Annotated in this window: 22 protein-coding genes and 1 pseudogene; 13 read left to right on the top strand and 10 right to left on the bottom strand. The window is 70.2% G+C overall.

The window, feature by feature from the left end:
- The coding region (locus VLI41_RS07700) for a primosomal protein N' (RefSeq protein ID WP_325267487.1) at positions 1-1,863 on the top strand (1,863 nt) is incomplete at its 5' end.
- Here the strand turns inward: VLI41_RS07700 and VLI41_RS07695 are convergent.
- Positions 1,848-2,648, bottom strand: a complete 801-nt coding sequence (locus tag VLI41_RS07695) for a TerC family protein (RefSeq protein ID WP_325267486.1) — start codon at positions 2,646-2,648, stop codon at positions 1,848-1,850. The two genes, VLI41_RS07700 and VLI41_RS07695, sit on opposite strands and share 16 nt — an antisense overlap.
- A gap of 459 nt (positions 2,649-3,107) precedes the next feature.
- On the opposite strand from VLI41_RS07695, the gene VLI41_RS07690 reads away from it, so the two are divergent.
- On the top strand, positions 3,108-3,788 hold the full coding sequence (locus VLI41_RS07690; RefSeq protein WP_325267485.1) for a CHAP domain-containing protein: 681 nt from the start codon (positions 3,108-3,110) through the stop codon (positions 3,786-3,788).
- A gap of 100 nt (positions 3,789-3,888) precedes the next feature.
- The gene (locus VLI41_RS07685; protein WP_325267484.1) at positions 3,889-5,103 is read left to right on the top strand and encodes a pentapeptide repeat-containing protein; all 1,215 of its coding nucleotides are present in this window, start codon (positions 3,889-3,891) and stop codon (positions 5,101-5,103) included.
- A gap of 10 nt (positions 5,104-5,113) precedes the next feature.
- On the opposite strand, the gene VLI41_RS07680 is transcribed toward VLI41_RS07685, so the two are convergent.
- Positions 5,114-5,548, bottom strand: a complete 435-nt coding sequence (locus tag VLI41_RS07680) for a DUF488 domain-containing protein (RefSeq protein ID WP_325267483.1) — start codon at positions 5,546-5,548, stop codon at positions 5,114-5,116.
- A 51-nt stretch (positions 5,549-5,599) separates the two neighbouring features.
- On the opposite strand from VLI41_RS07680, the gene VLI41_RS07675 reads away from it, so the two are divergent.
- Positions 5,600-6,472 (top strand): alpha/beta hydrolase, encoded by an 873-nt coding sequence (locus VLI41_RS07675; RefSeq protein WP_325267482.1) that lies wholly within the window; start codon positions 5,600-5,602, stop codon positions 6,470-6,472.
- On the opposite strand, the gene VLI41_RS07670 is transcribed toward VLI41_RS07675, so the two are convergent.
- Positions 6,469-6,723, bottom strand: a complete 255-nt coding sequence (locus tag VLI41_RS07670) for a hypothetical protein (RefSeq protein ID WP_325267481.1) — start codon at positions 6,721-6,723, stop codon at positions 6,469-6,471. The genes VLI41_RS07675 and VLI41_RS07670 overlap by 4 nt on opposite strands.
- A gap of 150 nt (positions 6,724-6,873) precedes the next feature.
- Between VLI41_RS07670 and VLI41_RS07665 the strand changes: the two genes are divergently transcribed.
- From VLI41_RS07665 to VLI41_RS07655, 3 genes are all read left to right on the top strand, one after another.
- On the top strand, positions 6,874-7,722 hold the full coding sequence (locus VLI41_RS07665; protein ID WP_325267480.1) for a cytochrome b/b6 domain-containing protein: 849 nt from the start codon (positions 6,874-6,876) through the stop codon (positions 7,720-7,722).
- A complete protein-coding gene (locus VLI41_RS07660) occupies positions 7,719-8,495 on the top strand; it encodes a molybdopterin-binding protein (protein WP_325267479.1) in 777 nt (258 codons plus the stop codon). Before VLI41_RS07665 ends, VLI41_RS07660 begins: the two co-directional genes overlap by 4 nt.
- Before the next feature lie 79 nt (positions 8,496-8,574).
- On the top strand, positions 8,575-9,852 hold the full coding sequence (locus tag VLI41_RS07655) for a divalent metal cation transporter (RefSeq protein WP_325267478.1): 1,278 nt from the start codon (positions 8,575-8,577) through the stop codon (positions 9,850-9,852).
- Positions 9,853-9,855: 3 nt separating this feature from the next.
- Here the strand turns inward: VLI41_RS07655 and VLI41_RS07650 are convergent, their stop codons facing one another.
- The gene (locus VLI41_RS07650; RefSeq protein ID WP_325267477.1) at positions 9,856-10,644 is read right to left on the bottom strand and encodes a phosphatase PAP2 family protein; all 789 of its coding nucleotides are present in this window, start codon (positions 10,642-10,644) and stop codon (positions 9,856-9,858) included.
- A 161-nt stretch (positions 10,645-10,805) separates the two neighbouring features.
- Between VLI41_RS07650 and VLI41_RS07645 the strand changes: the two genes are divergently transcribed.
- The 3 genes from VLI41_RS07645 to VLI41_RS07635 are packed head-to-tail and all read left to right on the top strand — an operon-like array spanning position 10,806 to position 11,928.
- Complete coding sequence (locus VLI41_RS07645) at positions 10,806-11,165, top strand: DUF2089 domain-containing protein (protein WP_325267476.1); 360 nt, start codon at positions 10,806-10,808, stop codon at positions 11,163-11,165.
- A complete protein-coding gene (locus tag VLI41_RS07640; protein ID WP_325267475.1) occupies positions 11,166-11,486 on the top strand; it encodes a hypothetical protein in 321 nt (106 codons plus the stop codon).
- A 10-nt stretch (positions 11,487-11,496) separates the two neighbouring features.
- Positions 11,497-11,928 (top strand): SHOCT-like domain-containing protein, encoded by a 432-nt coding sequence (locus tag VLI41_RS07635; RefSeq protein ID WP_325267474.1) that lies wholly within the window; start codon positions 11,497-11,499, stop codon positions 11,926-11,928.
- Between the two features lie 9 nt (positions 11,929-11,937).
- Here the strand turns inward: VLI41_RS07635 and VLI41_RS07630 are convergent, their stop codons facing one another.
- Positions 11,938-12,990, bottom strand: coding sequence for a 1,9-bis(guanidino)-5-aza-nonane synthase (locus tag VLI41_RS07630; protein ID WP_414692533.1), 1,053 nt, complete (start codon positions 12,988-12,990; stop codon positions 11,938-11,940).
- A 98-nt stretch (positions 12,991-13,088) separates the two neighbouring features.
- A complete protein-coding gene (locus VLI41_RS07625; protein ID WP_325267472.1) occupies positions 13,089-14,363 on the bottom strand; it encodes a type III PLP-dependent enzyme in 1,275 nt (424 codons plus the stop codon).
- A 291-nt stretch (positions 14,364-14,654) separates the two neighbouring features.
- Here VLI41_RS07625 and phnC point away from each other — a divergent pair, with 291 nt between their 5' ends.
- From phnC to phnE, 3 genes are read left to right on the top strand one after another with little or no spacing between them, the layout of a single operon-like run.
- Positions 14,655-15,449: a phosphonate ABC transporter ATP-binding protein gene (gene phnC / locus VLI41_RS07620; protein ID WP_325267471.1), complete on the top strand. Its 795-nt coding sequence runs from the start codon at positions 14,655-14,657 to the stop codon at positions 15,447-15,449.
- Positions 15,446-16,453 (top strand): phosphate/phosphite/phosphonate ABC transporter substrate-binding protein, encoded by a 1,008-nt coding sequence (gene phnD / locus VLI41_RS07615; RefSeq protein ID WP_325267470.1) that lies wholly within the window; start codon positions 15,446-15,448, stop codon positions 16,451-16,453. The genes phnC and phnD overlap by 4 nt, the downstream gene beginning before the upstream one ends.
- 1 nt (position 16,454) lies before the next feature.
- Positions 16,455-17,267, top strand: coding sequence for a phosphonate ABC transporter, permease protein PhnE (gene phnE / locus VLI41_RS07610; RefSeq protein ID WP_325267469.1), 813 nt, complete (start codon positions 16,455-16,457; stop codon positions 17,265-17,267).
- 13 nt (positions 17,268-17,280) lie between these two features.
- Here phnE and VLI41_RS07605 read toward each other — a convergent pair whose 3' ends face one another.
- The 4 genes and pseudogenes from VLI41_RS07605 to VLI41_RS07590 all read right to left on the bottom strand — a co-directional run.
- Positions 17,281-18,378 carry a glycosyltransferase family 1 protein gene (locus VLI41_RS07605; RefSeq protein ID WP_325267488.1) on the bottom strand — a complete coding sequence of 366 codons (1,098 nt, stop codon included), beginning with the start codon at positions 18,376-18,378 and terminating at the stop codon, positions 17,281-17,283.
- A gap of 126 nt (positions 18,379-18,504) precedes the next feature.
- Positions 18,505-18,687 (bottom strand): annotated as a pseudogene (locus VLI41_RS07600) (TetR/AcrR family transcriptional regulator); the annotation flags it as partial.
- A 91-nt stretch (positions 18,688-18,778) separates the two neighbouring features.
- Entirely contained in the window at positions 18,779-19,765 is a 987-nt protein-coding gene (locus tag VLI41_RS07595) for a D-2-hydroxyacid dehydrogenase (protein ID WP_325267468.1), read from the bottom strand.
- A gap of 65 nt (positions 19,766-19,830) precedes the next feature.
- A partial coding sequence (locus VLI41_RS07590) for a hypothetical protein (protein ID WP_325267467.1) occupies positions 19,831-21,508 on the bottom strand: 1,678 nt, incomplete at its 5' end.

Raw genomic sequence — 21,508 nt, 5'->3', positions numbered from 1 at the left:
GGCGCCCGCGCGCCCAAGCCCCGGCCGATCCGCGTGCTGGAGCTGACCGGCGCTCAGCCGGCGCGGATGACCCCGGCGCGGGGCAAGGTCATGACGGCGGCCGCCGCGCCGATGCCGCCCGCGGACCTGGCGCGCGCGGCCGGGGTCTCGGCCGGCGTCGTGAAGGCGCTGGCGGACGAGGGCGTGCTGGCCGCGCGCGTGATCGCGTTCGAGGCCAGCTTTCCGCCGCCGGATCCGTCCCGCCCCGGCGCGACGCTGAACGCCAGCCAGGCGGCGGCGGCCGAAGCGTTGAAGGCGATGGTGGGAGAGGGCGGCTTCGGCGTGGCCCTGTTGGACGGCGTCACCGGCTCGGGCAAGACCGAGGTCTATCTGGAGGCCGCCGCCGAGGCCCTGGCCCGCGACCCTGACGCCCAGGTGCTGATCCTCTTGCCGGAGATCGCGCTCACCCAGGCGATCATCGCGCGCGTCGCGGCCCGGTTCGGCGCGGCGCCCGGCGAATGGCACTCCGATGTCGCCCCGCCGGCCCGCCGCCGCGTCTGGGAGGGCGTGCTTTCCGGCGCCTGCCGCATCGTGGTCGGCGCCCGCTCGGCGCTTTTCCTGCCCTATCGCAAGCTCCGGCTCGTGGTAGTCGACGAGGAGCACGACGCCTCCTTCAAGCAGGAGGAGGGCTTCATCTACCACGCCCGCGACCTCGCCGTGGCGCGCGGCCGGATCGAGGGGGCGCTGGTGGTGCTGGCCTCCGCGACCCCGTCGCTGGAAACCCTGCGGAACGCCGAGACCGGCCGCTACCGCTGGCTGCGGCTGGCCGGGCGGCACGGCGCGGCGCGCCTGCCCGAGATCGACCTCGTCGACCTGCGCGAGATCCCGCCCGAGCCCGGCCGCTGGCTCTCGCCGCCGCTCGTGGAGGGCATGGGCGAGACCCTGGCGGCCGGCGAGCAGACGCTGCTGTTCCTGAACCGCCGCGGCTATGCGCCGCTGGTGCTGTGCCGGGCCTGCGGCGAGCGGCTCACCGCGCCCGACACCGACAGCTGGCTGGTGGAGCACCGCTACTCGGGCCGGCTGGTCTGCCATCTGACCGGCTTCTCCATGCCCAAGCCCGCGGCCTGCCCGCATTGCGGGGCCAGGGACAGCCTGGTTTCGGTGGGACCCGGCGTGGAGCGCGTCGAGGAGGAGGCCCGGGGGCTGTTCCCGGAGGCGCGGATCGCGGTCTTCTCCTCGGACACCGCCTTCGACGCCCGCGAAGGCCGGCGGCTGATCGAGGCGATGGCGGCCGGCGAGATCGACATCCTGGTCGCCACCCAGGCCGCCGCCAAGGGGCACAACTTCCCGAAGCTGACGCTGGTGGGCGTGGTGGACGCCGATCTCGGCCTGCGCGGCGGTGACCTGCGGGCCGCCGAGCGCACCTACCAGCTGCTCGCCCAGGCGACCGGGCGCGCCGGGCGGCGTGACCGGCCCGGCCGGGCGCTGCTGCAGACCTATGCGCCGGACCATCCGGTGATGCAGGCGCTCAAAGGCCAGGACCGCGACGCCTTCGTGGCCGCCGAGATGATCGAGCGCGAGGCCGCGCGGCTGCCGCCGTTCGGGCGGCTGGCCGCGGTGATCGCCTCCGACGTGGACGCCGCCCGGCTGGAGGGGTTCGTGCGGAAGATGGCCGAGGCCGCGCCCAATGCCCCGGGCGTGGAGGTCTATGGCCCGGCTGACGCGCCCCTGGGCCTGGTGCGCGGCCGCCGCCGCAAGCGCTTCCTGGTCAGGGCCGACCGCGGCGTCGACCTTTCGGCCTACATGGCCGCCTGGCGCGCCCGGGTGAAGCCGCCGGGCGCCCTGCGGCTGTCCATCGACATCGACCCCTACAGCTTCCTCTGATCCCGTTCCCGCCGGCGCGCGGCCTTGCGGCGGGCGGCGATGTTCAGCCCCTCCACAGCGCCCGAGAACGCCATGGCGGCGTAGATGTAGCCCTTGGGCACATGCACGCCGAACGCCTCGGCGATCAGGGTGGCGCCGATCAGCAGCAGGAATCCGAGCGCCAGCATCACCACCGTCGGATTGTCGTGGATGAAGCGGGCGAGCGGGCCCGCGGCCACCAGCATCAGCCCGACCGCGATCACCACGGCCGCCATCATGATCGGCAGGTGCTCGGTCATGCCGACGGCGGTCAGGATGGAATCGATCGAGAAGACCACGTCCAGCGCCAGGATCTGCACGATGGCCGCCGCGAAGCCGAGCGAGCCTGCGGCGCGCTTGTCGAGCAAGTCGTCCGAGGGGGCTGGGTCGACGGCGTGATGGATCTCGGTGGTGGCCTTCCAGACCAGGAACAGGCCGCCCGCCAGCAGGATCAGGTCGCGCCAGGAGAAGGCGAGGTCCACCACGGGGCGGCCGGCGGCGTCCAGCGGCGTGGCGAAGGGCACGGTGAACACCGGCTTCGTGAGCCCCACGATGAAGGCGATCCCGGAGAGCAGGGCCAACCTGAGGAGCAGGGCCAGGCCGACGCCCAGCCGGCGCGCGCGGCCGCGGTCCGACGGGGGCAGCTTGTTGGAGAGGATGGCCACGAACACCAGGTTGTCGACGCCCAGCACCACCTCCATGACGATCAGGGCGAGCAGCGCCGCCCAGGCTTCCGGGCTGGCGACGAGCGCCGCGAGATCGGCCATATCCCCTCCTTTGGGCGAGCAGCCGCTTCTAGCCGATCCGGAGCCGCCGCCTGAGTCCGGCCAAGCTCGCAGTTTTGTGAAGCGGGTGCGGCATCCCGTCCATCGGCGGCGAATAGCTGGGCTTTCGCATCGCACGGCCGTGTTTCAGCATGTTACGCGTGCGTGATGCCAAGCCAGAATTCACGTATCTCAGGTAATCCACAAGACAAACCCGCCACGTCCATCAGATGATCTGGAATATGAGGCGGCGATCCGCGGGCATATCATCCTTTTTCACGAGCGAAGGCGCAAGACAGACGGCTTTCTATAGCCAACTCAATCGAGGCTCTAGCCTCCATCGCCTCGCCCGCCCCTCGAACGACGCGCGGGAGGCGCCGCGCGAATCAATCTAAACGCTCTTTTCACCCTTGCCGAGTAAGGGTTATGGCTTAGCCCGTAAGTCGGGGAGTGTTCAAAACAATGCTGAAGCGACCGAGGACCCTCCTGGGCTCTCTGGCCGTCGCGGCCGTTCTGAGCCTCGCGCCGTCGACCGGCGCGATCGCGGACACCTACTGGCAGTGCGCCCAGTTCGCGCGCGTCATGTCCGGCATTCAGATCTTCGGCGACGCCTACACCTGGTGGAAGCAGGCCGTGGGCCGCTACCAGGAGGGGTTCCAGCCCAAGGCGGGCGCGGTCCTCTGCTTCAAGCCCACCCAGCGGATGCGCCTCGGCCATGTCGCGGTGGTCACCCAGGTGCTGACCGACCGGGTGATCCAGATCACCCACGCCAACTGGTCGCCGATCGACGGCTCGCGCGGCAAGATCGAGAAGGACGTCACCCTGATCGACGTCTCCCAGGCCGGCGACTGGAGCCTGGTGAAGGTCTGGTACGACCCGAACCGCGACATGGGCGGCTCGACCTATCCGACCTATGGCTTCATCTATCCGGACGCCCAGGCGCGGCTCCTGGCGGCCACCGGATTCTCCAAGGCCGAGAACGCCGCCATCAACATGGCCCAGTCGGCCGCCAGCCAGGTGGCCGCCGCGGTGCGGCCGGGCGCCGGGCCGATGAACATCCTGAACCAGGCGGCCGATTCCACCGACCGCATCGGCGCGCTGATCGCGGCCGCCACCCGCGGCGACTCCTCGTCCGGCAAGTAGCCCCCCGCCGCGCGGGCGGGCGCCGAACGTGGTTATTTCCCGCCGCGGGGCAACCGTTCCTTAAGCGCGAGGACCGCAGGGTCGGGACCTGAAGGTGCCGATGTCCTCGCAAGCCCAACCCTACCACCTGGCGCTCGACCCGCAGAACCTGCGCGAGGCGGTCGAGGCGCACCAGCGGTACCTGGCGGGCCGGGCGGGCGCCCGTCGCCTCAGCCTCACCTACGCCGATCTGTCGAACTGCTCGCTGGAGGGCCTGGACCTGCGCGAGGCCGATCTCGCCGGGGCGAAGTTCGCCGGCGCCTCGATGGCGGGCGTGAACCTCGCCCGCGCCATCCTGTTCGGCGCGGATCTCCGGGAAGCCGACCTGCGGCGCGCCAACTTCAAGCGCGCCGATCTGCGCGGGGCCTGCCTGCGCGGGGCCAACCTCGCCGGCGCGGAGCTCGCCGGCTGCGATCTGCGCGAGGGCCGCATCGCCCTGCAGGACAAGCTCGATGGCTTCCGGATCCTGCGCCACGAGCATCGGCCGGGCGAGCTCACCTACGCCATCCTGCACGGCGCCAACCTGGCCGGCGCCCAGATGACCTCGACGATCGCCATGGCCTGCGACTTCACCGACGCCAACCTGGCCGGCGCCGTGCTGTCCGGCGCGCGCCTGACCCGGGCCGTGCTGGACGGCGCCGACCTCTCGGGCGCGGACCTCGGGGGCGCCGACCTTTCCGGCGCCTCGATGAAGCGCACCGTGGTGGCGGGGGCCCACCTCGAGCAGGCGCGGCTCGACGATGTCGACATGACCGAGGTGCTCCGCGGGCCGCCGCCGATCGTCTATGTGGACGACCGCGCCCTCGACGAGGTGCTCGCCGAACACGAGCTCTATTGCGACACCCAGGCCAGGCAGGGCTCCGTCATTCCCATGGAGGCGGTGGACTTCCGGCCGATGCGCTCGCTGCGCGGGCGCAGGCTCACCGGGCTCATGGCCCCGGGCTCGGTGTTCTTCGGCCTCGACATGCAGAAGTCGGAGCTGCAGGGCGCCGACCTTTCCGGCTGCGACTTCCGCGGCGCCGACCTGCGCGAGGCCGATCTGCGCGGCGCCAAGCTGATGGACGCCCAGTTCACGCGGGCCGACCTGCGCGGCGCCAAGCTCGGGCCGCTGATGATCTCCGAGGGCCGCTTCGTGCGCACCGACCTCACCCGCGCCAGTCTCCGCGGCGCCGACCTGCGCGGGGCCCACGCGCGCCGGGCGCGGTTCCTGGAGGCCGACCTCAGCCAGGCCAAGCTCGCCGGCTGCGACCTCGCCGGGGCGGAGCTGGAGCTCTAGGCCGCCCGGCTCAGAGGTTCTCGATCGCAAGCCCCGCGGCGGCCTGGATCTCGCGGGCGACGATCGTGCGGTGGCAATGGGCCGGATCGGCCTCGTAGCAGAGCAGCGCCGCCTTGCGGTCCCTGGCGATCTCGATGGCCTGGGCGAGCTGCAGCTGCGCCCCGGGCTCCGCCAGGTGGCGGGCGTAGATCCGCTCCATCTCGGCGAAGCGGCCGTGCCGCACCGCCTCCCGGCCCGGCTTGGGCGTGCCGAGCTCGCGCAGGTGCACGTAGTCGATCCCGGCTTCGGCGAGGCTGGCGGCCAGGAGGGTCTTGGAGAACCCGGCGCGGCGCGAGGACGCCACCGCGCGGACGTCCACGACCACCTCGACCCCCGCCGCTTCCAGCCGTCCGATCACCGCCTCCTGGGTGGCGTGCTCGTAGCCGATCGTCGCAAGCGGCTTCATGGCTTTTCCTCCGCGGCGTCAGGCCTATATGGGGTCCGGGTCGGAGGGTCCATGGACGCCAGGGTCGACTATGAGCCGCGCCAGCGGCGCGTCAGCCTGCCGAGCCGCGGCGGCGAGATGGCATTCCTCGACTTCGGCCCGCAGAGCCGGCCCGTCGACGTGGTCTTCTCCCACGCCAACGGCTTCAATGCGCGAACCTACCGCAGCATCCTGAGCCCGCTCGCGGGCGACCTGCGCATCCTGGCCCTCGACCTGCGCGGCCATGGCCTGAGCCGTCTGCCGACGATCGTCGAGGGGCGCGACGGCTGGGGCGAGTTCCGCGACGACCTGCTCGCTTTCCTGGACGCCGCGACCGGCGGGCCGGTGATCCTCGCCGGGCACTCGATGGGCGGCACCTCGAGCCTGCTGGTCGCCGCCGAGGCTCCGGCGCGCGTCAGGCGCCTGGCGCTGTTCGACCCGGTGATCATGCCGCGCGAGTTGCAGGGCGCGGCCGCGCCATCGCCGCTGGTCGAGGGCGCGCTGCGGCGGCGGGCGAGCTTTCCGAGCAAGGCGGCGGCCCGCGAGGCCTACCTCGGGCGCGGCGGCTTCAAGACCTGGACCCCCGGGCAGATCGCCGACTACGTGGAGGCGGGGTTCCGCGAGACGCCGACCGGGGAGGTGACGCTCGCCTGCACGCCGGAGTGGGAAGCTTCCAACTTCCGCACCCACAACTACGATCCCTGGGCCGCCTTCCGCGAGAGCCGCTGCCCGATCGACATCCGGCGCGCCGAGCTCGCCTCGACATGCCGCACCGAAGGGCATGAGGCCGAGCTCGCCGCAAGCGGCCGGATCCGCATCGAGGTGGTTCCCGGCACGACCCACTTCCTGCCGATGGAGCGTCCGGACGTAGTCGCCGAGGCGCTGAGGACGGCGGCGGGCGCCTAGCGGCGCTTGCCCTCGGCGGGATCGCCCTCGGGGCCGAGCCGGCCCTGGCTGGTCGCGGGCGGGACCTTGCCGTCCGGCTTCGATTCCGGGCCCTTGGGCGTGGGCGCATCGGCGGCGGGATCGAAGGTGCGGCCCTCCCCGGCCACCTCCTCGCCGCGGCCGGTGCGTTCCACGGCGTCGTCCTGCCGGACCGAAGGATAGCGCTCGGGCGCCCCTTGCGGCCGGTCCTGCGGCTTGCGGTCTTGCGCCATCTCGGAGCTCCTCCTGGTGAGCAGAGAAAATCGCCGCGGGCCGATCGCGTTCCGCCTCCCGACATCCGCGCGCCAGGCGCCCACGTATCTCCGTCAGGACGGTCGCCCGCAGGGCGCGCCTGTGCCAAACTGCCGCTGGGGGAGGATGCGATGACAGCCATGACGGCCACGCCGGCGGCGAAACCTGCGAAGGTCCTGGTGCCTCGGCACGCGCTGGTCACCCGGATCACCCATTGGATCAACGTGCTGGTGGTCAGCCTGATGCTGATGAGCGGGCTGCAGATCTTCAACGCCCATCCGGCGCTCTACTGGGGCGTCAAGTCCCACTTCGAACGCCCGTGGCTCGCGATGGACGCCGCCGAGCGCAACGGCCAGCCGATCGGCGTCACCACCCTCGGCGGCCGGCGCTTCGTCACGACGGGCCTGCTCGGGTTTTCGGGCCGGGGCGACAAGGCCGAGCCGCGCGGCTTTCCCGCCTGGGCGACCGTCCCCAGCTACCGCGACCTGGCGGACGGGCGGCGCTGGCATTTCTTCTTCGCCTGGCTGTTGGTGATCAACGGCCTCGTCTATCTGGCGATGAGCTTCCTGAACCGGCACATCCCGCGCGACCTGTGGCCCCGGGTCTGGCAGCTGAAGCCCGCCCACGTCTGGCATGAGATCGTCATCCACGCGAAGCTGAAGTTCCCCAAGGGCGAGGAGGCCAGGCGCTACAACATCCTGCAGAAGGGGGCCTACCTCGGGGTCATCTTCATCCTGCTGCCGCTGATGGTGGCGACCGGGCTCACCATGTCGCCGGGGATCGACGCCGGCGCGCCGTGGCTGCTGGACCTGTTCGGCGGCCGCCAGTCGGCCCGCTCGATCCACTTCATCTCGGCCTCGCTGATCGTCCTGTTCGTCATCGTCCACCTGATCATGGTTGTGGCCTCGGGGACCTGGAACAACATCCGCTCGATGATCACCGGCCGCTACGCCATCGAGGTCGAAGGAGAGGGGAAATGAGCGCGGAGACCCACCGCCGCGGCTGGCTGAAGGCTGCCGCGGCCTCGCTCGGAGGGCTGTGGCTCGCCGGCTGCGACAGGCTCACCGAAAATCCGAAGTCGCTCGCCGTCCTGCAGAGCGCGGAGGGGTTGACCCGGCGCTTCCAGCGGCTGGTCGTCGACCGCAGGGCGCTGGCCCGCGAGTTCGCACCGGCCGACATCTCCAAGGTGTTCAAGCCGAACGGCTCGACCAACCCCGACGACCCGGAATACCTCGCGCACAAGGCGGTCGGCTTCGCCGACTGGAAGCTCCTCGTCGACGGCCTGGTGGACAAGCCGCTCGCGCTCAGCCTGGCGGACCTCCGGAAGCTGCCGGGGCGCACCCAGATCACCCGGCACGATTGCGTGGAGGGCTGGTCCTGCATCGGCAAGTGGACCGGCGCGCGGATGGGGCCGCTGCTCGATCTGGCCGGCCTGAAGCGCAACGCGCGCTATATCGTGCTGCACTGCGCGGACACGCTGGAGGAGACCCTCGACGGCACCGGCCAGTACTACGAGAGCATCGACCTGATCGACGCCTACCATCCGCAGACCCTGCTCGCCTACGAGCTCAACGACCGGCCGCTGCCGGTCGAGAACGGTGCGCCGCTGAGGCTGCGCGTGGAGCGCCAGCTCGGCTACAAGCAGGCCAAGTACGTGATGCGCCTGGAAGCGGTGGAGGACTTCAGCCACATTTCCCGCGGCCGGGGCGGCTTCTGGGAGGACCGCGGCTACGAGTGGTACGCGGGGATCTGAAGCGGGCGGCCGCATCGCCCGGGCGAGTCTGGTCGGGGGAGAACCACATGCACGTCGCAGAGCCTCGGGCCCGGACGGCTTGAGCCCGCGCCGCGCCTCCGGCCGCACCGGGTTGCGGGCGCTGCGGGTGTTCAGCCGGCTCGGCCCGGGCCTGATCACCGGCGCCGCAGACGACGATCCGAGCGGCATCGCCACCTATTCCCAGGCCGGCGCCCAGTTCGGCGTCAACATGCTCTGGACCGTGGCGCTCACCTATCCGCTGATGGTGGCGATCCAGTCGATCAGCGCGCGGATCGGACGGGTCACCGGCCACGGCCTGGCGACCAATCTCGCCCAGGTCTTTCCGCGTCCCCTGGTCATGGCGCTGGCGTTCCTGCTGTTCGTCGCCAACACGATCAACATCGGCGCCGACCTCGCGGCCATGGGCGCGGCCGGCCGGCTGGTGAGCGGGCTCGACCAGCACGCCCTGACGCTCGGTTTCGCCGCCCTGTCGCTGATCCTGCAGGTGCTCGTGCCCTACCATCGCTACGTCAGCATCCTGAAGTGGCTGACCATGTCGCTGTTCGCCTATGTGGCGGTGGTGTTCACGGTCCGCATCGACTGGGCCGAGGTGGCGCTCCGCACGGTGTGGCCGCGCCTGCCGGGGGAAGGCTGGATCGTGGTCGTGGTGGGCCTCTTCGGCACCACCATCAGCCCCTACCTTTTCTTCTGGCAGAGCTCGGAGGAGGTGGAGGACGAAGAAGCCAGACACGAGCGGCCGCTCATTCGCGACGGCCGGCGCGCCAAGGCGGAGCTGCGCCGCATCGAGTGGGACACCATTGTCGGAATGGGCGTCTCCAACCTGATCGCCTTCTTCATCATCCTGACCACCGCGGTCACCCTGCACGCTCACGGCCTCACCGACATCCAGACCTCGGAACAGGCGGCGGCGGCGCTCAGGCCGGTGGCCGGCGAGTTCGCCTTCGTGCTGTTCGCCCTGGGCATCGTCGGGACCGGGCTCCTGGGGGTGCCGGTGCTGGCGGGTTCGGTCGGCTATGCGGTGGGCGAGCTCGGCGGCTGGACCTGCGGCCTCGAGTACAAGCCGCGCGAGGCCGTGCGCTTCTACGCCGTGATCGTCGTGGCGGTCGTCCTGGGGCTCGTCGTCGACTACTCGGGCCTCGACCCGATCAAGGCGCTGTTCTGGAGCGCGGTGATCAACGGTGTGATCTCGGTGCCGATCATGGCGGCGATGATGGTGGTCGCGAGCCGCCGCCACGAGCTGGGCCGCTTCGTGGCCTCGCGCGTGCAGGTCGTCTTCGGCTGGGCCGCCACCGCGATCATGGCGATCGCCGTCGCCGCCATGTTCCTGGCCCGCTGAGCGTCAGTAGGGGTTCTGCGCCACCAGGCTCGCTTCCCGCGCGCACGCCGCGGGGTCCGGGAAGGGGCCGCGCCTGCGCGCCGCCGCCACCTCGGCCCGGGCGGCGTCCATATCGGCGCGGAAGGCCGCATCGCCGTGCAGGGCGGCGACCACCATCGAGCCGTTCAGCCGTCCCGCCTGGACCGCGCTCAGGGAGTGCACGCCGCAGACCAGCCGGCTTTCGCCGAAGGCGCGCGCCCGCATCAGGATCGGGGTGGCGCGATCGGGGGCGAGCTCGGCCATGACCAGGCCCACCGCCCAGCCCCAGGCGTTGTGGCCGGACGGATAATCCGGGCTGGCCGCCAGCGAGGGGGTCTTCGGCACGCAGATCTCGCCGCCATAGAGAAGATAGGGCCGGGGTCGCTTGTAGATGTCCTTCGGCCGGTTGGTGGCGTGGCTCACGTCAGGCGCCATCTTGAGGATCAGGGCGAAGGTCCGGGGCGCGTTCCGAGGCGTCAGCTCCGCGCCGATCGCGCAGGCCAGGTCCTGCACGATGGCCGCCTGGTTGGCGTCGTTCTGCGCCAAGGCCCAGCGGGGCGTGTCCTTCAGCGCTCGGGTGCCTCGAAAGACGCGCTGGTCGGCTTCCTCGCGCGGGCTGCCCGGCGCCGGCGATGGCGGCAGGACGGCGTAGGTGTCCGGCAGGGCCGGGCCCAGATAGCCGCTCGCTCCCGGCGGCGGCGCGACCATCGGCGCCGCCCCCAGCGTCAACAGCGCCGCGGCCGAAGCCGCCCAGATCCCGAACCGCCCCGCCATGCCCTGACCTCCGCCCGACCGCCTGGCTCCGGTGTCGCAGAGCCGCGTGAGAGTTGCAACCCGAGGCTCGGGCGGCGCACGGAATCAAGTTTCTTGACTTGTAACTTCAGAAAATCAATTGTAGCCGTATGAACAGCCCGAAATCCCAAGATTGGCAGGCGTTGGGCGAGCTGACGCAGGGCCGCGCGATCGTCGTCGAGCGCGTGCGGCTCGTCGATCGCGACGTGGTCATCGAGGGCGCCTTCGAGCCGCCGAAGCTCGCGCAGCTATCGGCGGAGGACCAGATCTTCGTGGCCGCCTTCGTCCGCAGCCACGGCTCGATCAAGGAGATGGAGCAGGTGTTCGGCGTCTCCTATCCGACGGTGAAGGCGCGGCTGAACCGCATCGCCGAAGCTCTGCCGCTGGTGGAGGTCGACATCGCCGCGCCGGCCGCCGGGCCTGACCGGGCCGAAGTCCTGGCGCGGCTGAAGCGGGGCGAGATCTCCGCCGACCAGGCGATCGCCGTACTGGAGGGCCGCTAGATGAACGCCTGTCCGCGTGCGATGAGCGCCTTCGCCGAGGCGGCCATCGAGGGCCGGCCGCCGCCTCTCCGGCCGCGCGCCGGCCCCAGGCGACCAGGCCGACGCACGGTGGTGCGCCTGTGGCTTCCGCTGACGCCGCTGTTGCTGCTGCTGGCGCCCTTCGCGATCGCTCTTGCGCCGCTCGGCTTTCTCGCGCCGGCGCGGTTCAGGCCCAACCCCTTCCTCGCGGTGTTCGCCATCGGCGGCCTGCTGCTGTCGCTCGGCGGGACCGACGTGCGGGTCGACACCCGCGAGGCCCACCTGCGGCTGAAGATTCTCTAGGAGCCCTCCCATGAACGAAGATCGTCGCTCGATCCTGCAGATGCTGGCCGACGGCCAGATCACCGCCGACGAGGCCGAGCGGCTGCTCGCGGCGCTCGAGCGCGCCGAGCCGCCTTCTCCCCGGCGGTTCGCGCCAGGCGGCGTCAACGGCGCGCCCAAGTACCTGCGGGTCACGGTGGACAGCGACGAGCCGGGCGAGGGCGGCCCGACCAGGATCAACATCCGGGTGCCGATGTCGCTGCTGCGGGCCGGCGTGCGGCTGACCAGCCTGATCCCCCCCAAGGCGCGCGATCAGGTGAACGCCGAGCTGCAGAAGAACGGCGTGCCCTTCGACATCAGCCAGCTCAGGCCGGAGAACCTCGAAGCGCTCATCGACCAGCTCAACGACCTGCAGGTCGACGTCGACGATTCCCGCTCCAAGGTCCGGGTCTACTGCGAATAGCGGGAGCGGTTACGCGAACAGCTTGGCCCAGCGGCGGCGTTCGCGGCCCTTCCAGCTTCCTCGGTGCCAGGCGTCGGAAGCGATCAGCGGGACCACGGTGGTGGCCTCGGCGAAGACCATCTGCTCCCAGGTGACGTCCACCTTGCCCCAGGAGCAGGCCTCCTTGAGCGTCGAGGAGGAGCAGGCGCCGTCGCGCACGTCGGCGACCGTGATCTGCACCGCGTATTTGTGCATCTCGACCTCGTGGCCGAGGATCTCGGCGCAGACCACCGTGTCCTGGGCGAAGTTCTTCGGCACGCCGCCGCCGACCATCAGGAGGCCCGTCGCGCCCGCGGCGATCTTGATCTCGGTGAGCTCGCGGAAGTCCGCCGCGCTGTCGATCGAGACGTAGGGCCGGCCGGCCTTCCTGCGCTCCACCTGGTGCTTCACCAGCCCGAAGCCGGCCGAACAGTCGGAGAATGCCGGCACGAAGATCGGCGCCTCCTCGCGGAAGCAGGTCTCCACCAGGCTGTCGGGCTTCTTGGCGTGGCCGTCGGCCAGCCAGCGGCCCATCGCCTGGATGAACTCGCGACTGGAGTAGGGGCGCGGCTCGAGGCTCTCACAGATCTCGTAGACCGCCGCGTCGCAGGCCTGCAGCTCCTCCTCGTCGATGTAGGTGTCGTAGATGCGGTCGATGTAGAGGGCGCGCAGGTCGCGGTCGTCGACGCCGCCCTGGGCTTGATAGTGCCGGAACCCCAGCGCTTCGAAGAAATCCATGTCGACGATGGAGGCGCCGGTCGCGACGATGGCGTCGATCATCCCGAACTTCACCATGTCGCGGTAGATGTGCATGCAGCCGGCGGCGCTGGTCGAGCCGGCGAGGGTGAGCCAGGTCGAGCAGGCCGGATCCGCCAGCGCCATGGAGAAGATGTCCGCCGCCCGCGCCGTGTCGCGGCTGGTGAAGCTCATCCTGCGCATGGAATCGATGATCGGCCGGGCGTCGTACTGGTCGATCGCCACGTGCTCGACGGTGTTGGCCAGCAGCTCGGCCTTGCGGTTGGTGGCTTTGGGAGGAGCGTTCATACCCTTCGTTCCCTTGGAGCTTGAGCGCCCGTCCAAATGGGATGCGCGACCGGGACGGAGCGACCGGCCGCGTGGTCAACCAGCAAACCGAAAGGTTGTTACCGCCGGCGCCGCTTCTTGCCGGCCGCGCCCTTGGGGCGCGACAGGCGCACGACCTTGCGCTCATCCTCCGCCAAGGGTTCGCGCGGCAGACGGATGTTGCGGCCGGCCAGGCCGAACATGGAGGCCATCGGCGCATCCCCGACTTCCACGGTCTCGGCCTCGCCGAAGCCGTTGAAGCGGGTGGTCATGGCGATCCCGTAGGCGCCCAGCATGCCGATCTCGACGTGATCGCCCTCGCGGACGTCCTCCGGCAGCCAGAACGGGCCCGGCATGTGGTCGAGGGTGTCGCAGGTGGGTCCGTAGAAGCGAAAGGGCTTGAGGGGCCCTTCCACTTCCCAGGCTTCGCCGTCCTCGGACCGGTACAGCTTCACCGGAAACGGCCACTTGGTGTGCGCGGCGTCGAACAGCGAGCCGTAGCTGCCGTCGTTCAGATAGAGCGCATCCCCCTTCTTGAGCTCGACCTTGGTCAGGATCGAGGAGGCTTCGGCGACCAGCGCGCGGCCGGGCTCGCACCACAGCTCGGTGTCCTCGCCGACCATCATCTCGGCGAAGCCGCGCTGAATGGAATCCGCATAGTCGTCCATCCGCGGCGGGGTCATGCCCGGATAGACCGAGGGAAAGCCGCCGCCCACGTCGACCACGTCGACCATGACGCCGGCGCGCACGATGGCGCGGCTCGCCTGGGCCATGGCGGCCTGGAACGCGGTCGGGCGCATGCACTGGCTGCCGACGTGAAAGGAGATCCCCATGCGGTCCTCAGTGGCGCGCCGGGCGGCCAACAGCAGGCCCGGGGTCTCGTGCGGCTCGGATCCGAACTTGCCGGACAGCGAATAGGCCGCCCCCTCCGCCGAGACGCCGATGCGCACGATGAGCGCCAGGTCGTCGGCCCCGCCGGTCGCCTCGAGGATCTTGGCGAGCTCCTCATGGGTGTCGAGCGCGAAGGCCTTCACGCCATAGTCGAAGTAGGCGCGGGCGATGGCCTGGCGGCTCTTCACCGGATGCATGAAGGCCATGCGGCCATCGGGCGCGTGCTTGGCCACCAGCTCGATCTCCGGGATCGAGGCGACGTCGAACGAGCAGACGCCGTTGCGGGCCAGGGTCTCGATGACCCACGGCGAAGGGTTCGCCTTCACCGCGTAGAACACGTCACCTTTGAAACTGTCCTGGAACCAGCGCGCCGCCGCGGCCACCGCATCCGGCCGCGCTAGGGCGACGGGACGTTCCGGGGACCGCTCACGGACCAGGTCCAGGGGCGTATGGTACCTGTGCACCTCACGCAACCCCCAAGGAATTGTTGAACCCAGACCGGCGTTAGCAGCGCTTGTTAGGACATCGGGTCCGCCGGAAGTCGCGCAAATAGGGGTAACGGCCTCGTGTGTAAAGAGTCTTACCATGCGACTCAGGGTCTCCGTGGGATCGGATGCGGGCGTCATGGAGTGCGCGGGGCGCCGCATCGGGGGCGGGCGGCTGGACCGAAGCCGCGCGCGCATGCCATGAAGCCGGCGCACGTCGCGGCGATCCATGGGGGGGTCGCCCGCGCCGCGAGGGAAGTCCCGCCACCCATGCCCGACGCCGCCGTCCTCTCGATCAGGAAGGCATCGAAGACCTTCGGCCAGCGCCGGGCGCTGGACGAAATCTCGCTCGAGGTGCGGCGCGGCGAGATGATCGCCCTCATCGGGCCGTCGGGCTCCGGCAAGTCGACGCTGCTGCGCTCGATCTCGGCCTTGCAGGCGATCGACCCGGGCGAGGGCCGGATCGAGGCCTTCGGCGGCCCGGTGCAGGAGAACGGCCGGATCAGCGGCGAGGTGCGCAAGACGCGCACGCGGATCGGCTTCATCTTCCAGCAGTTCAATCTGGTAGGGCGGCTTTCGCTGTTCACCAACGTGGCGCTGGGCTCGCTCGGCCGCATCGCGACGGCGCGGGGGCTGCTGGGGCTCTGGCCCGCCGAGACGAAGACGGCGGTCATGGCGGCGCTGGCGCGGATGGGTGTGGCGGACTACGCAGGCCAGCGGGCCAACACCTTGTCGGGCGGCCAGCAGCAGCGCGGCGCGATCGCCCGCGCGCTCGTCCAGAGAGCCAAGATCGTGCTCGCCGACGAGCCGGTCGCCTCGCTGGATCCGGTCTCGGCGCGCCGCGTCATGGAAGCGCTTTGTGACCTGAACCGACGCGACGGGCTGACGGTGATCGTCACCCTGCACCAGGTGGATTACGCGCTTCGCTATTGCGAGCGGATCGTCGCCCTCAAGGCCGGCCGGATCGTCTATGACGGACCGCCGTCGGGCCTCGCCAAGAAAGAGCTCGTCGACATCTACGGTCCGGAATTCGAGGACGTCTTCTGGGAGGGAGCCCCGACATGATCCGTCGTCGCCTCGCAGGCGCCCTGGCGCTCGTCGCCCTGGCGCTCGCCGCCTGCAGCCAGAAGCCCTCGCAGACCGGCGGCTCGACCCCGAAGGAGCTCACCTTCTCGATTCTTTCGGCCGAGAACCAGGCCAACATGGCGCCGCTCTGGCAGCCGTTGCTGGACGACATGTCCGCCCAGATCGGGGTCAAGGTGAAGCCCTACTTCGCGACCAACTACACCAGCCTGATCGAGGCCATGCGCTTCAAACAGGTGCAGGTGGGCTGGTTCTCCGCCGACCCGGCGCTCGAGGCGGTGAACCGCGCCGACGCCGAGGTGCTGGGCCGCGTGATCCAGGCGGGCGGCGAGGCGACCTATGAATCCGTGATCATCGTCAGGAAGGGCTCCGGCATCACGCTCGACAAGCTGCTCGCCTGCCACAAGCGCTACAGCTTCGGACTGGGAGACGTGAAGTCGACGTCGGGGACGCTCGCGCCGCTCACCTATCTCTTCCTGCCGCGCAACATCGATCCGCAGACCTGTTTCAAGAATGTCCGCAACGCCAGCCACCAGGCGAACTTCATGGCGGTCGCCAACAGCGTGCTGGACGCCGCCACGAACAATACGGTGGGCCTGCTCTTCTATCGGCGCGAGAACCCCGCGCTCGCCGAGCGGATCGAGGTGATCTGGACGTCGCCGCCCCTTCCCGAGAGCTCGATCCTGGTGCGCAAGGACCTCGACCCGGCGCTGAAGGAGAAGATCCGGCAGTTCTTCCTGACCTACGGCACCGGAACCGGTCCTCAGGCGGATCGGCAGCGCAAGGTGCTGCAGGCCCTCACCTACGGCGGCTTCCGCCCGGCCGACGATAGCTATCTCGACCCGATCCGCGAAATGGAGGCCGCGCAGGCGCTGTGGGAGGCCAAGAAGTCCGGCGACAAGGCGCGGATCGCCAAGGCCCAGTCCGCTTACGACAAGATCCACGCCGCCGCCGCCCAGAAACGCGCCGCTCAGCCCGACGTCTGAAATGGTCGCCGAGAGCCTGACCCCCGCGGACATCCCGCCGCCGCCCCGGCGCAACCTCGCCCAACAGGCGCCCGACGTCATCGTCTGGGGCGGCGTGCTGCTGCTCCTGGTGGTGGCGTTCCGGCCCGTGGAGATGGGCCACTTCAGCCGGCTGTTCACCAACTCCGACAACATGCGCCAGTTCGGCCAGGAGTTCCTGAAGCCGGACTTCACCCACCTGCGGCTCTATGCGGCCCAGATGTGGCTGACGGTGCAGATCGCGCTTTGGGGGACGGCCCTGGCGGTGATCCTCGCCATCCCGTTCGGCCTGGCCTGCGCGCGCAACATCGCCCCGTTCTGGGTTCAGCAGCCGATGCGCTGGCTGATGAACCTGCTGCGTTCGGTCCCGGATCTGGTGATCGGGACCCTGTTCATCGTGGCTGTGGGCCTGGGGCCCTTCGCGGGGGTCATGGCGCTCGCCCTGAACACCGGCGGCGTGCTCGCCAAGCTGTTCTCCGAGGCCGTGGAGGCCATCGACCGCGGCCCGATCGAAGGCGTCCGCGCGACCGGGGCGACCCCGCTGCAGGAGGTGGTCTGGGGGGTGATCCCGCAGGTCGCGCCACTATGGACCAGCTACGCGCTGTACCGCTTCGAATCGAACTCCCGCTCGGCGACGGTGCTGGGCCTGATCGGGGCCGGCGGCATCGGCCAGGTGCTGTTCGATTCCCTGAACGCTTTCGATTACCGCGCCGTCTCGGCCATCGCGGTGGTGATCGTGGTGGCGGTCACCCTGATCGACATCCTCTCCCAGGCCCTGCGCTCGCGGCTGATGTAGGCGCAGAGCGAGCCTACGCCGCCTCGGGCCTGCGGCGGCGGACCCGCGCGAGACGGCGCAGCCGGCGCCAGAAGCGGGTCTTCTCGGGCTCGGGATAGGGCTGCAGGTTGCGCACGAAGTCCTCGGCGCAGGCCCGCCAGGAGAACTTCTCGGCGAAGGCGCGCACCTGGCGGCGGTCGAGCCGGAGCGCCTCCAGGCAGGCCTCCTTCAGCCCCTCGGTGGGCGAGTGGGCCAGCACGCCGGCGCCGGAATTCGGCAGGATGTCGATGGGCCCTGGCGCCGGGTAGGCGGCGACCGGCGTGCCGCTGGCCATCGATTCCAGCAGCACCAGGCCGAAGGTGTCGGTGAGCGAGGGGAAGACGAAGACGTCGGCGCAGTTGTAATGGGCGCTCAGCGCCTCCCCGGACTTGGGCCCGGTGAAGATTACGCTCGGGTACTTGGCGCGGAGCTCCTCCAGCTGCGGCCCGGGGCCCACCACCACCTTGGCGCCCGGCACGTCCAACCCGAGGAAGGCCTCGATGTTCTTCTCGACCGCCACCCGTCCCACGTAGAGGAAGATCGGCCTGGGCAGGCCCGCGTAGACGTCCGGCTCGCCGTCGCGCCTCGGATGGAAGACCTCGGTGTCGACCCCCCGCGACCAGGAGGAGATGTTGCGGAAGCCGTGCGTCGAAAGCTCGTCGCGCATCGTGGGGGTGGCCACCATCACCCGCCCGGACGGCTTGTGGAACCACTTCATGTAGGCGTAGCCGGCGGCCAGCGGCAAAGGCAGGCGCGCCGAGACATATTCCGGGAACCGCGTGTGGTAGCTGGTGGTGAACGGCAGCTTCCACTCCACGCAGATGCGCCGGGCGGCAAGCCCGATCGGCCCCTCCGTGGCGATGTGGATGGCCTCCGGCTCGAAGGCCTTGAAGCGCTCCTGCACCGGCTCGTAGCAGCCGATCGCCAGCTGGATCTCCGGATAGGTCGGCAGCGGGAAGGTCTTGAAGAGGTCGGGGCTGATCACCTCGACCGCATGGCCCATGGTCCGCAGCTCCTTCACCACGCGGGTCAGGGTGCGGACCACGCCGTTGACCTGCGGCTCCCAGGCGTCGGTGGCCAAAAGGATGCGCATCGGCCGCCGGGCGTCCCGGGGCGCGGTGATCGCCTCGCGGATGCGCGGCAAGGGCGCCGGGCGCTTCGGCCGATCGGGCGCGGCGACGGCCTGGTTCTGCATCCAGGCCCAGAAGGCGCCGAGCAGCGCCTCCTTGGTCGGAAAGTAGCGGTAGACGGTGCGCTCGCCGAGACCGGCGTCCTTGGCGATCTCGGCGAACGACAGGTCCTCCAGCGGCCCGCTCTCGAGCTGCCGCCCCACCGCGCGCAGGATCTGCTCGCGGGTCTCCTCCCGCTGCCGGTCGCGCAGGTTCGGGGATGGCGACTTCATGACAGCCCCACTGTCAGAATTTCGTGGCGGTCCAACTGCCGGGATCGCGCGCGCCCTGTCAACCGACCGGCGTTGGGCGCGTGGCGAAAGGTCAGCCCGCCAACACGTCCCGCGGGTCGGCTTCGTGCAGCAGGGGCTCCCCCGCCAGGTAGCGCCGCAGGTTCTCCAGGAACAGCTCGTCGTTGCGCCGGGGCTGGCCCTCGCTGGCGCCGGAGGCGTGGGCGGTGAGGGTCACGCGCGGGTGGTCCCAGAAGCGGCTGTCGGCCGGCAGCGGCTCGGTCTGGAAGACGTCGAGGATGGCGTGCTCGGGCACGCCCCGGTCGAGGCCGGCGAGCAGCGCCTGTTCGTCCACCAGGCCGCCGCGGCCGACGTTGACCAGCACCGAGCGCGGCTTCATGGCGGCCACGAAGGCCCCGTCGACCAGGCCCTGGGTCTCCGGCGTGAGCGGGCAGGCGAGCACCACCACGTCGGCCTCGGGCAACAGCCGCGGCAGTTCGGCCTGGGAGGCGATGGCGTCGGCCGAGGGATGCGGCGCCTGGTTGCGGCGCACGCCGGTGACCCGCGCGCCGAAGCCCCGGGCGCGGCCCCCCACGCCCTCGCCGATGGCCCCGAAGCCGATCACGATCCAGTGGCTGTGCTCCAGGTCGCGGAAGGTCATCCGCGTCCACTCGTGTCCGGCCTGGGCCGCGCGCCGCTCGGGGCCGCGCTGGACGTGGTCGAGCACGCCCCAGAGCACATAGTCGGCCATGCCGACCGCCTGCCCGTGGCTGGTGGTGAGCCGCACGCCGCGCTGCACGACCTGGCCGAACATCGGGTTGTCGAAGCCGGCCGCCCCGCTCTGCATCCATCGGATGGTCGGCGACTTCAGGATGGCGACGGCGAAGTCGCGCCCGTTCTTGCCGAACCAGACGTCGTTGTTGGTCCAGGCGGCCTCGACGGCCGCGTCCTCGAGCGAGATCGGCCGGTCCCTCAGGCTGAGGCTCGCATCGCCGCCCATGAGCACGGGCTCGACGCCCGGCAGCGCATCGATCGCATCCTTCAGACGGCGATAGGAGGCTTCGTGGATCAGCAGCCGCATGGGGATCGAGACGGAAAACGCCCCCGGCGATCGCTCGCCGGGGGCTCTGGGTGGCAGCTAGGGCCCTAGTGCTGGCCGCCGGGATGCTCGGCGGAGGAGAAGGCCTCCGCCGCCGTCGAGGGCGCGCGCCGCCGGAAGCCGCCGCCCATCATCTTCTGGGCGGCGTTGAGCTCGGCCATGTCGAGCGAGCCGTCGTGGTCCTTGTCCAGCACGTCGAAGTACTTGGCGAGCATCGTGCCCATCTGGCCCTTCAGCTCGGTCTTCTCGATCTTGCCGTCGATGTTGTCGTCCAGCATCCCGACCATGCGGTTGCGGTTCAGGTCCTGGTCGTACTGCGGCAGCAGGTGGCTCGAGGTCTCGTCCAGCCAGCGGTAGTGGATCGCGGTGTAGAACATCTCGTCCCAGGACTGCTCGCCCCAGGTGATGGTCTTGTTCGGATCCGGGTTGGCCGGGTTCTCCTTCGAGTTGTCGTAGGTCCAGTGGGCGATCAGCTTCGAGCCCGCCGGCACCTTCACCGGCTCGGCGAAGTTGTAATCGCGCTGCCAGTTGAAGTCGTAGCGCGGCAGCGAGATCAGGAGCTTCTCCTTGCCGTCCGGATAACGGATCCACAGGTCCGCCGCGTAGCCGCGGTAGTGGGCGTGCGGGAAGGCCGAGTAGAGCAGCGCGTCATGCGGGAAGTCGAGGTAGGCGACCTCCTTGTGGCGCGCTTCGCCGGCCGGGATGACGATCGTGTTGTCGACCACCACGCCGCCGTGCATCACGTACTTCGGCTTCTCACCCGGCTTGTAGAAGTAGACGCCGATCTTGGAGTGGTCGGTCGCTTCCTTGCCGAACGGGGTGTAGTGCGCCTGCATGCCCACCGCGCCGCCGGCCGGCAGGAAGCTGCCGACGCCGGTGGGGGAGACTTCCGATTCCGCGCCCACCGCGTAGCCGCCGACCGAACCGCCCCAGCGGTTCTCGTACGCCGGCTGACCGGGCTTCGGAACTTCCTTCATGTAGCCGGTGAGCAGGTGGTGCACGCCCTGGCGCTGCTCCACCTTCACGGTCGTGGCGCGGATCCAGCGGCCCTCGGTCAGCGGGTTGGCCACCCACGGGTGCTGATAGTCCACGACGCCCGAGGCCGGGATCTTGTATTCCGGCACGGTCAGGACGAGGTCCGGCTTGCCCAGCGGCCACTCTTCGGCGACGTGGCGCTTGGCGGCCAGAGGATCCGGCCCGTCGCCGCGCGGCGCGCCCTGCTCGATCCAGTGGACCAGCGTCTTGGTCTCAGCCGGCGTCATGTTCTTGTTGTCGGAGAACTTGTTGACGTGCGGATCGGCGTTGTAGGGCGGCATCCGGTCGGTGCGGATGACCTCACGGATCATCGGCGCGAAACCCTTCACCGCCTCGTAGCGGTCCATGGCGAACGGGCCGATCGAGCCCGCCTGGTGACAGGACACGCAGTTCTTCTCGAGGATCGGCGCGACGTCACGAGCGTAGGAGATCTTTGCAACCTTCGACTTGGCCGGGAAGTCGATCAGGCAGCCCTTGGACTGCAGCGAGGCGGTCTGCACCGGCTGGCCGCCCAGCACGGCGTTCAGCGCATCGGCCGCGTAGTGGTGTTCCGGCACCTTCTGGCCGCCGCCGTAGTCGGAGCGGTCGTCGACCGGGCCGTGGTAGACCACTTGCCAGGTCTTGGGGTTGATCACGAAGACTTCTGCGGTGCGCTCGACGCCCAAGGCCTCGCCCACCAGCTGATTGGAG

This window comes from Phenylobacterium sp. (assembly GCF_035475775.1).
GTDB lineage: Bacteria > Pseudomonadota > Alphaproteobacteria > Caulobacterales > Caulobacteraceae > Phenylobacterium.
The sequence above is the reverse complement of the archived record's forward strand: the minus strand, read 5'-3'. Positions and strand labels throughout refer to the sequence as shown.

Coding starts and splice junctions, on each gene's coding strand:
- VLI41_RS07685 (WP_325267484.1), top strand. CDS start 3,889: ATGTCCTCGCAAGCCCAACCCTACCACCTGGCGCTCGACCCGCAGAAC.
- phnD (WP_325267470.1), top strand. CDS start 15,446: ATGATCCGTCGTCGCCTCGCAGGCGCCCTGGCGCTCGTCGCCCTGGCG.
- phnE (WP_325267469.1), top strand. CDS start 16,455: ATGGTCGCCGAGAGCCTGACCCCCGCGGACATCCCGCCGCCGCCCCGG.
- VLI41_RS07650 (WP_325267477.1), bottom strand. CDS start 10,644: ATGGCGGGGCGGTTCGGGATCTGGGCGGCTTCGGCCGCGGCGCTGTTG.
- VLI41_RS07665 (WP_325267480.1), top strand. CDS start 6,874: ATGACAGCCATGACGGCCACGCCGGCGGCGAAACCTGCGAAGGTCCTG.
- VLI41_RS07640 (WP_325267475.1), top strand. CDS start 11,166: ATGAACGCCTGTCCGCGTGCGATGAGCGCCTTCGCCGAGGCGGCCATC.
- VLI41_RS07675 (WP_325267482.1), top strand. CDS start 5,600: ATGGACGCCAGGGTCGACTATGAGCCGCGCCAGCGGCGCGTCAGCCTG.
- VLI41_RS07595 (WP_325267468.1), bottom strand. CDS start 19,765: ATGCGGCTGCTGATCCACGAAGCCTCCTATCGCCGTCTGAAGGATGCG.
- VLI41_RS07690 (WP_325267485.1), top strand. CDS start 3,108: ATGCTGAAGCGACCGAGGACCCTCCTGGGCTCTCTGGCCGTCGCGGCC.
- VLI41_RS07680 (WP_325267483.1), bottom strand. CDS start 5,548: ATGAAGCCGCTTGCGACGATCGGCTACGAGCACGCCACCCAGGAGGCG.
- VLI41_RS07630 (WP_414692533.1), bottom strand. CDS start 12,990: ATGAACGCTCCTCCCAAAGCCACCAACCGCAAGGCCGAGCTGCTGGCC.
- VLI41_RS07670 (WP_325267481.1), bottom strand. CDS start 6,723: ATGGCGCAAGACCGCAAGCCGCAGGACCGGCCGCAAGGGGCGCCCGAG.
- VLI41_RS07605 (WP_325267488.1), bottom strand. CDS start 18,378: ATGCGCATCCTTTTGGCCACCGACGCCTGGGAGCCGCAGGTCAACGGC.
- VLI41_RS07635 (WP_325267474.1), top strand. CDS start 11,497: ATGAACGAAGATCGTCGCTCGATCCTGCAGATGCTGGCCGACGGCCAG.
- phnC (WP_325267471.1), top strand. CDS start 14,655: ATGCCCGACGCCGCCGTCCTCTCGATCAGGAAGGCATCGAAGACCTTC.
- VLI41_RS07695 (WP_325267486.1), bottom strand. CDS start 2,648: ATGGCCGATCTCGCGGCGCTCGTCGCCAGCCCGGAAGCCTGGGCGGCG.
- VLI41_RS07660 (WP_325267479.1), top strand. CDS start 7,719: ATGAGCGCGGAGACCCACCGCCGCGGCTGGCTGAAGGCTGCCGCGGCC.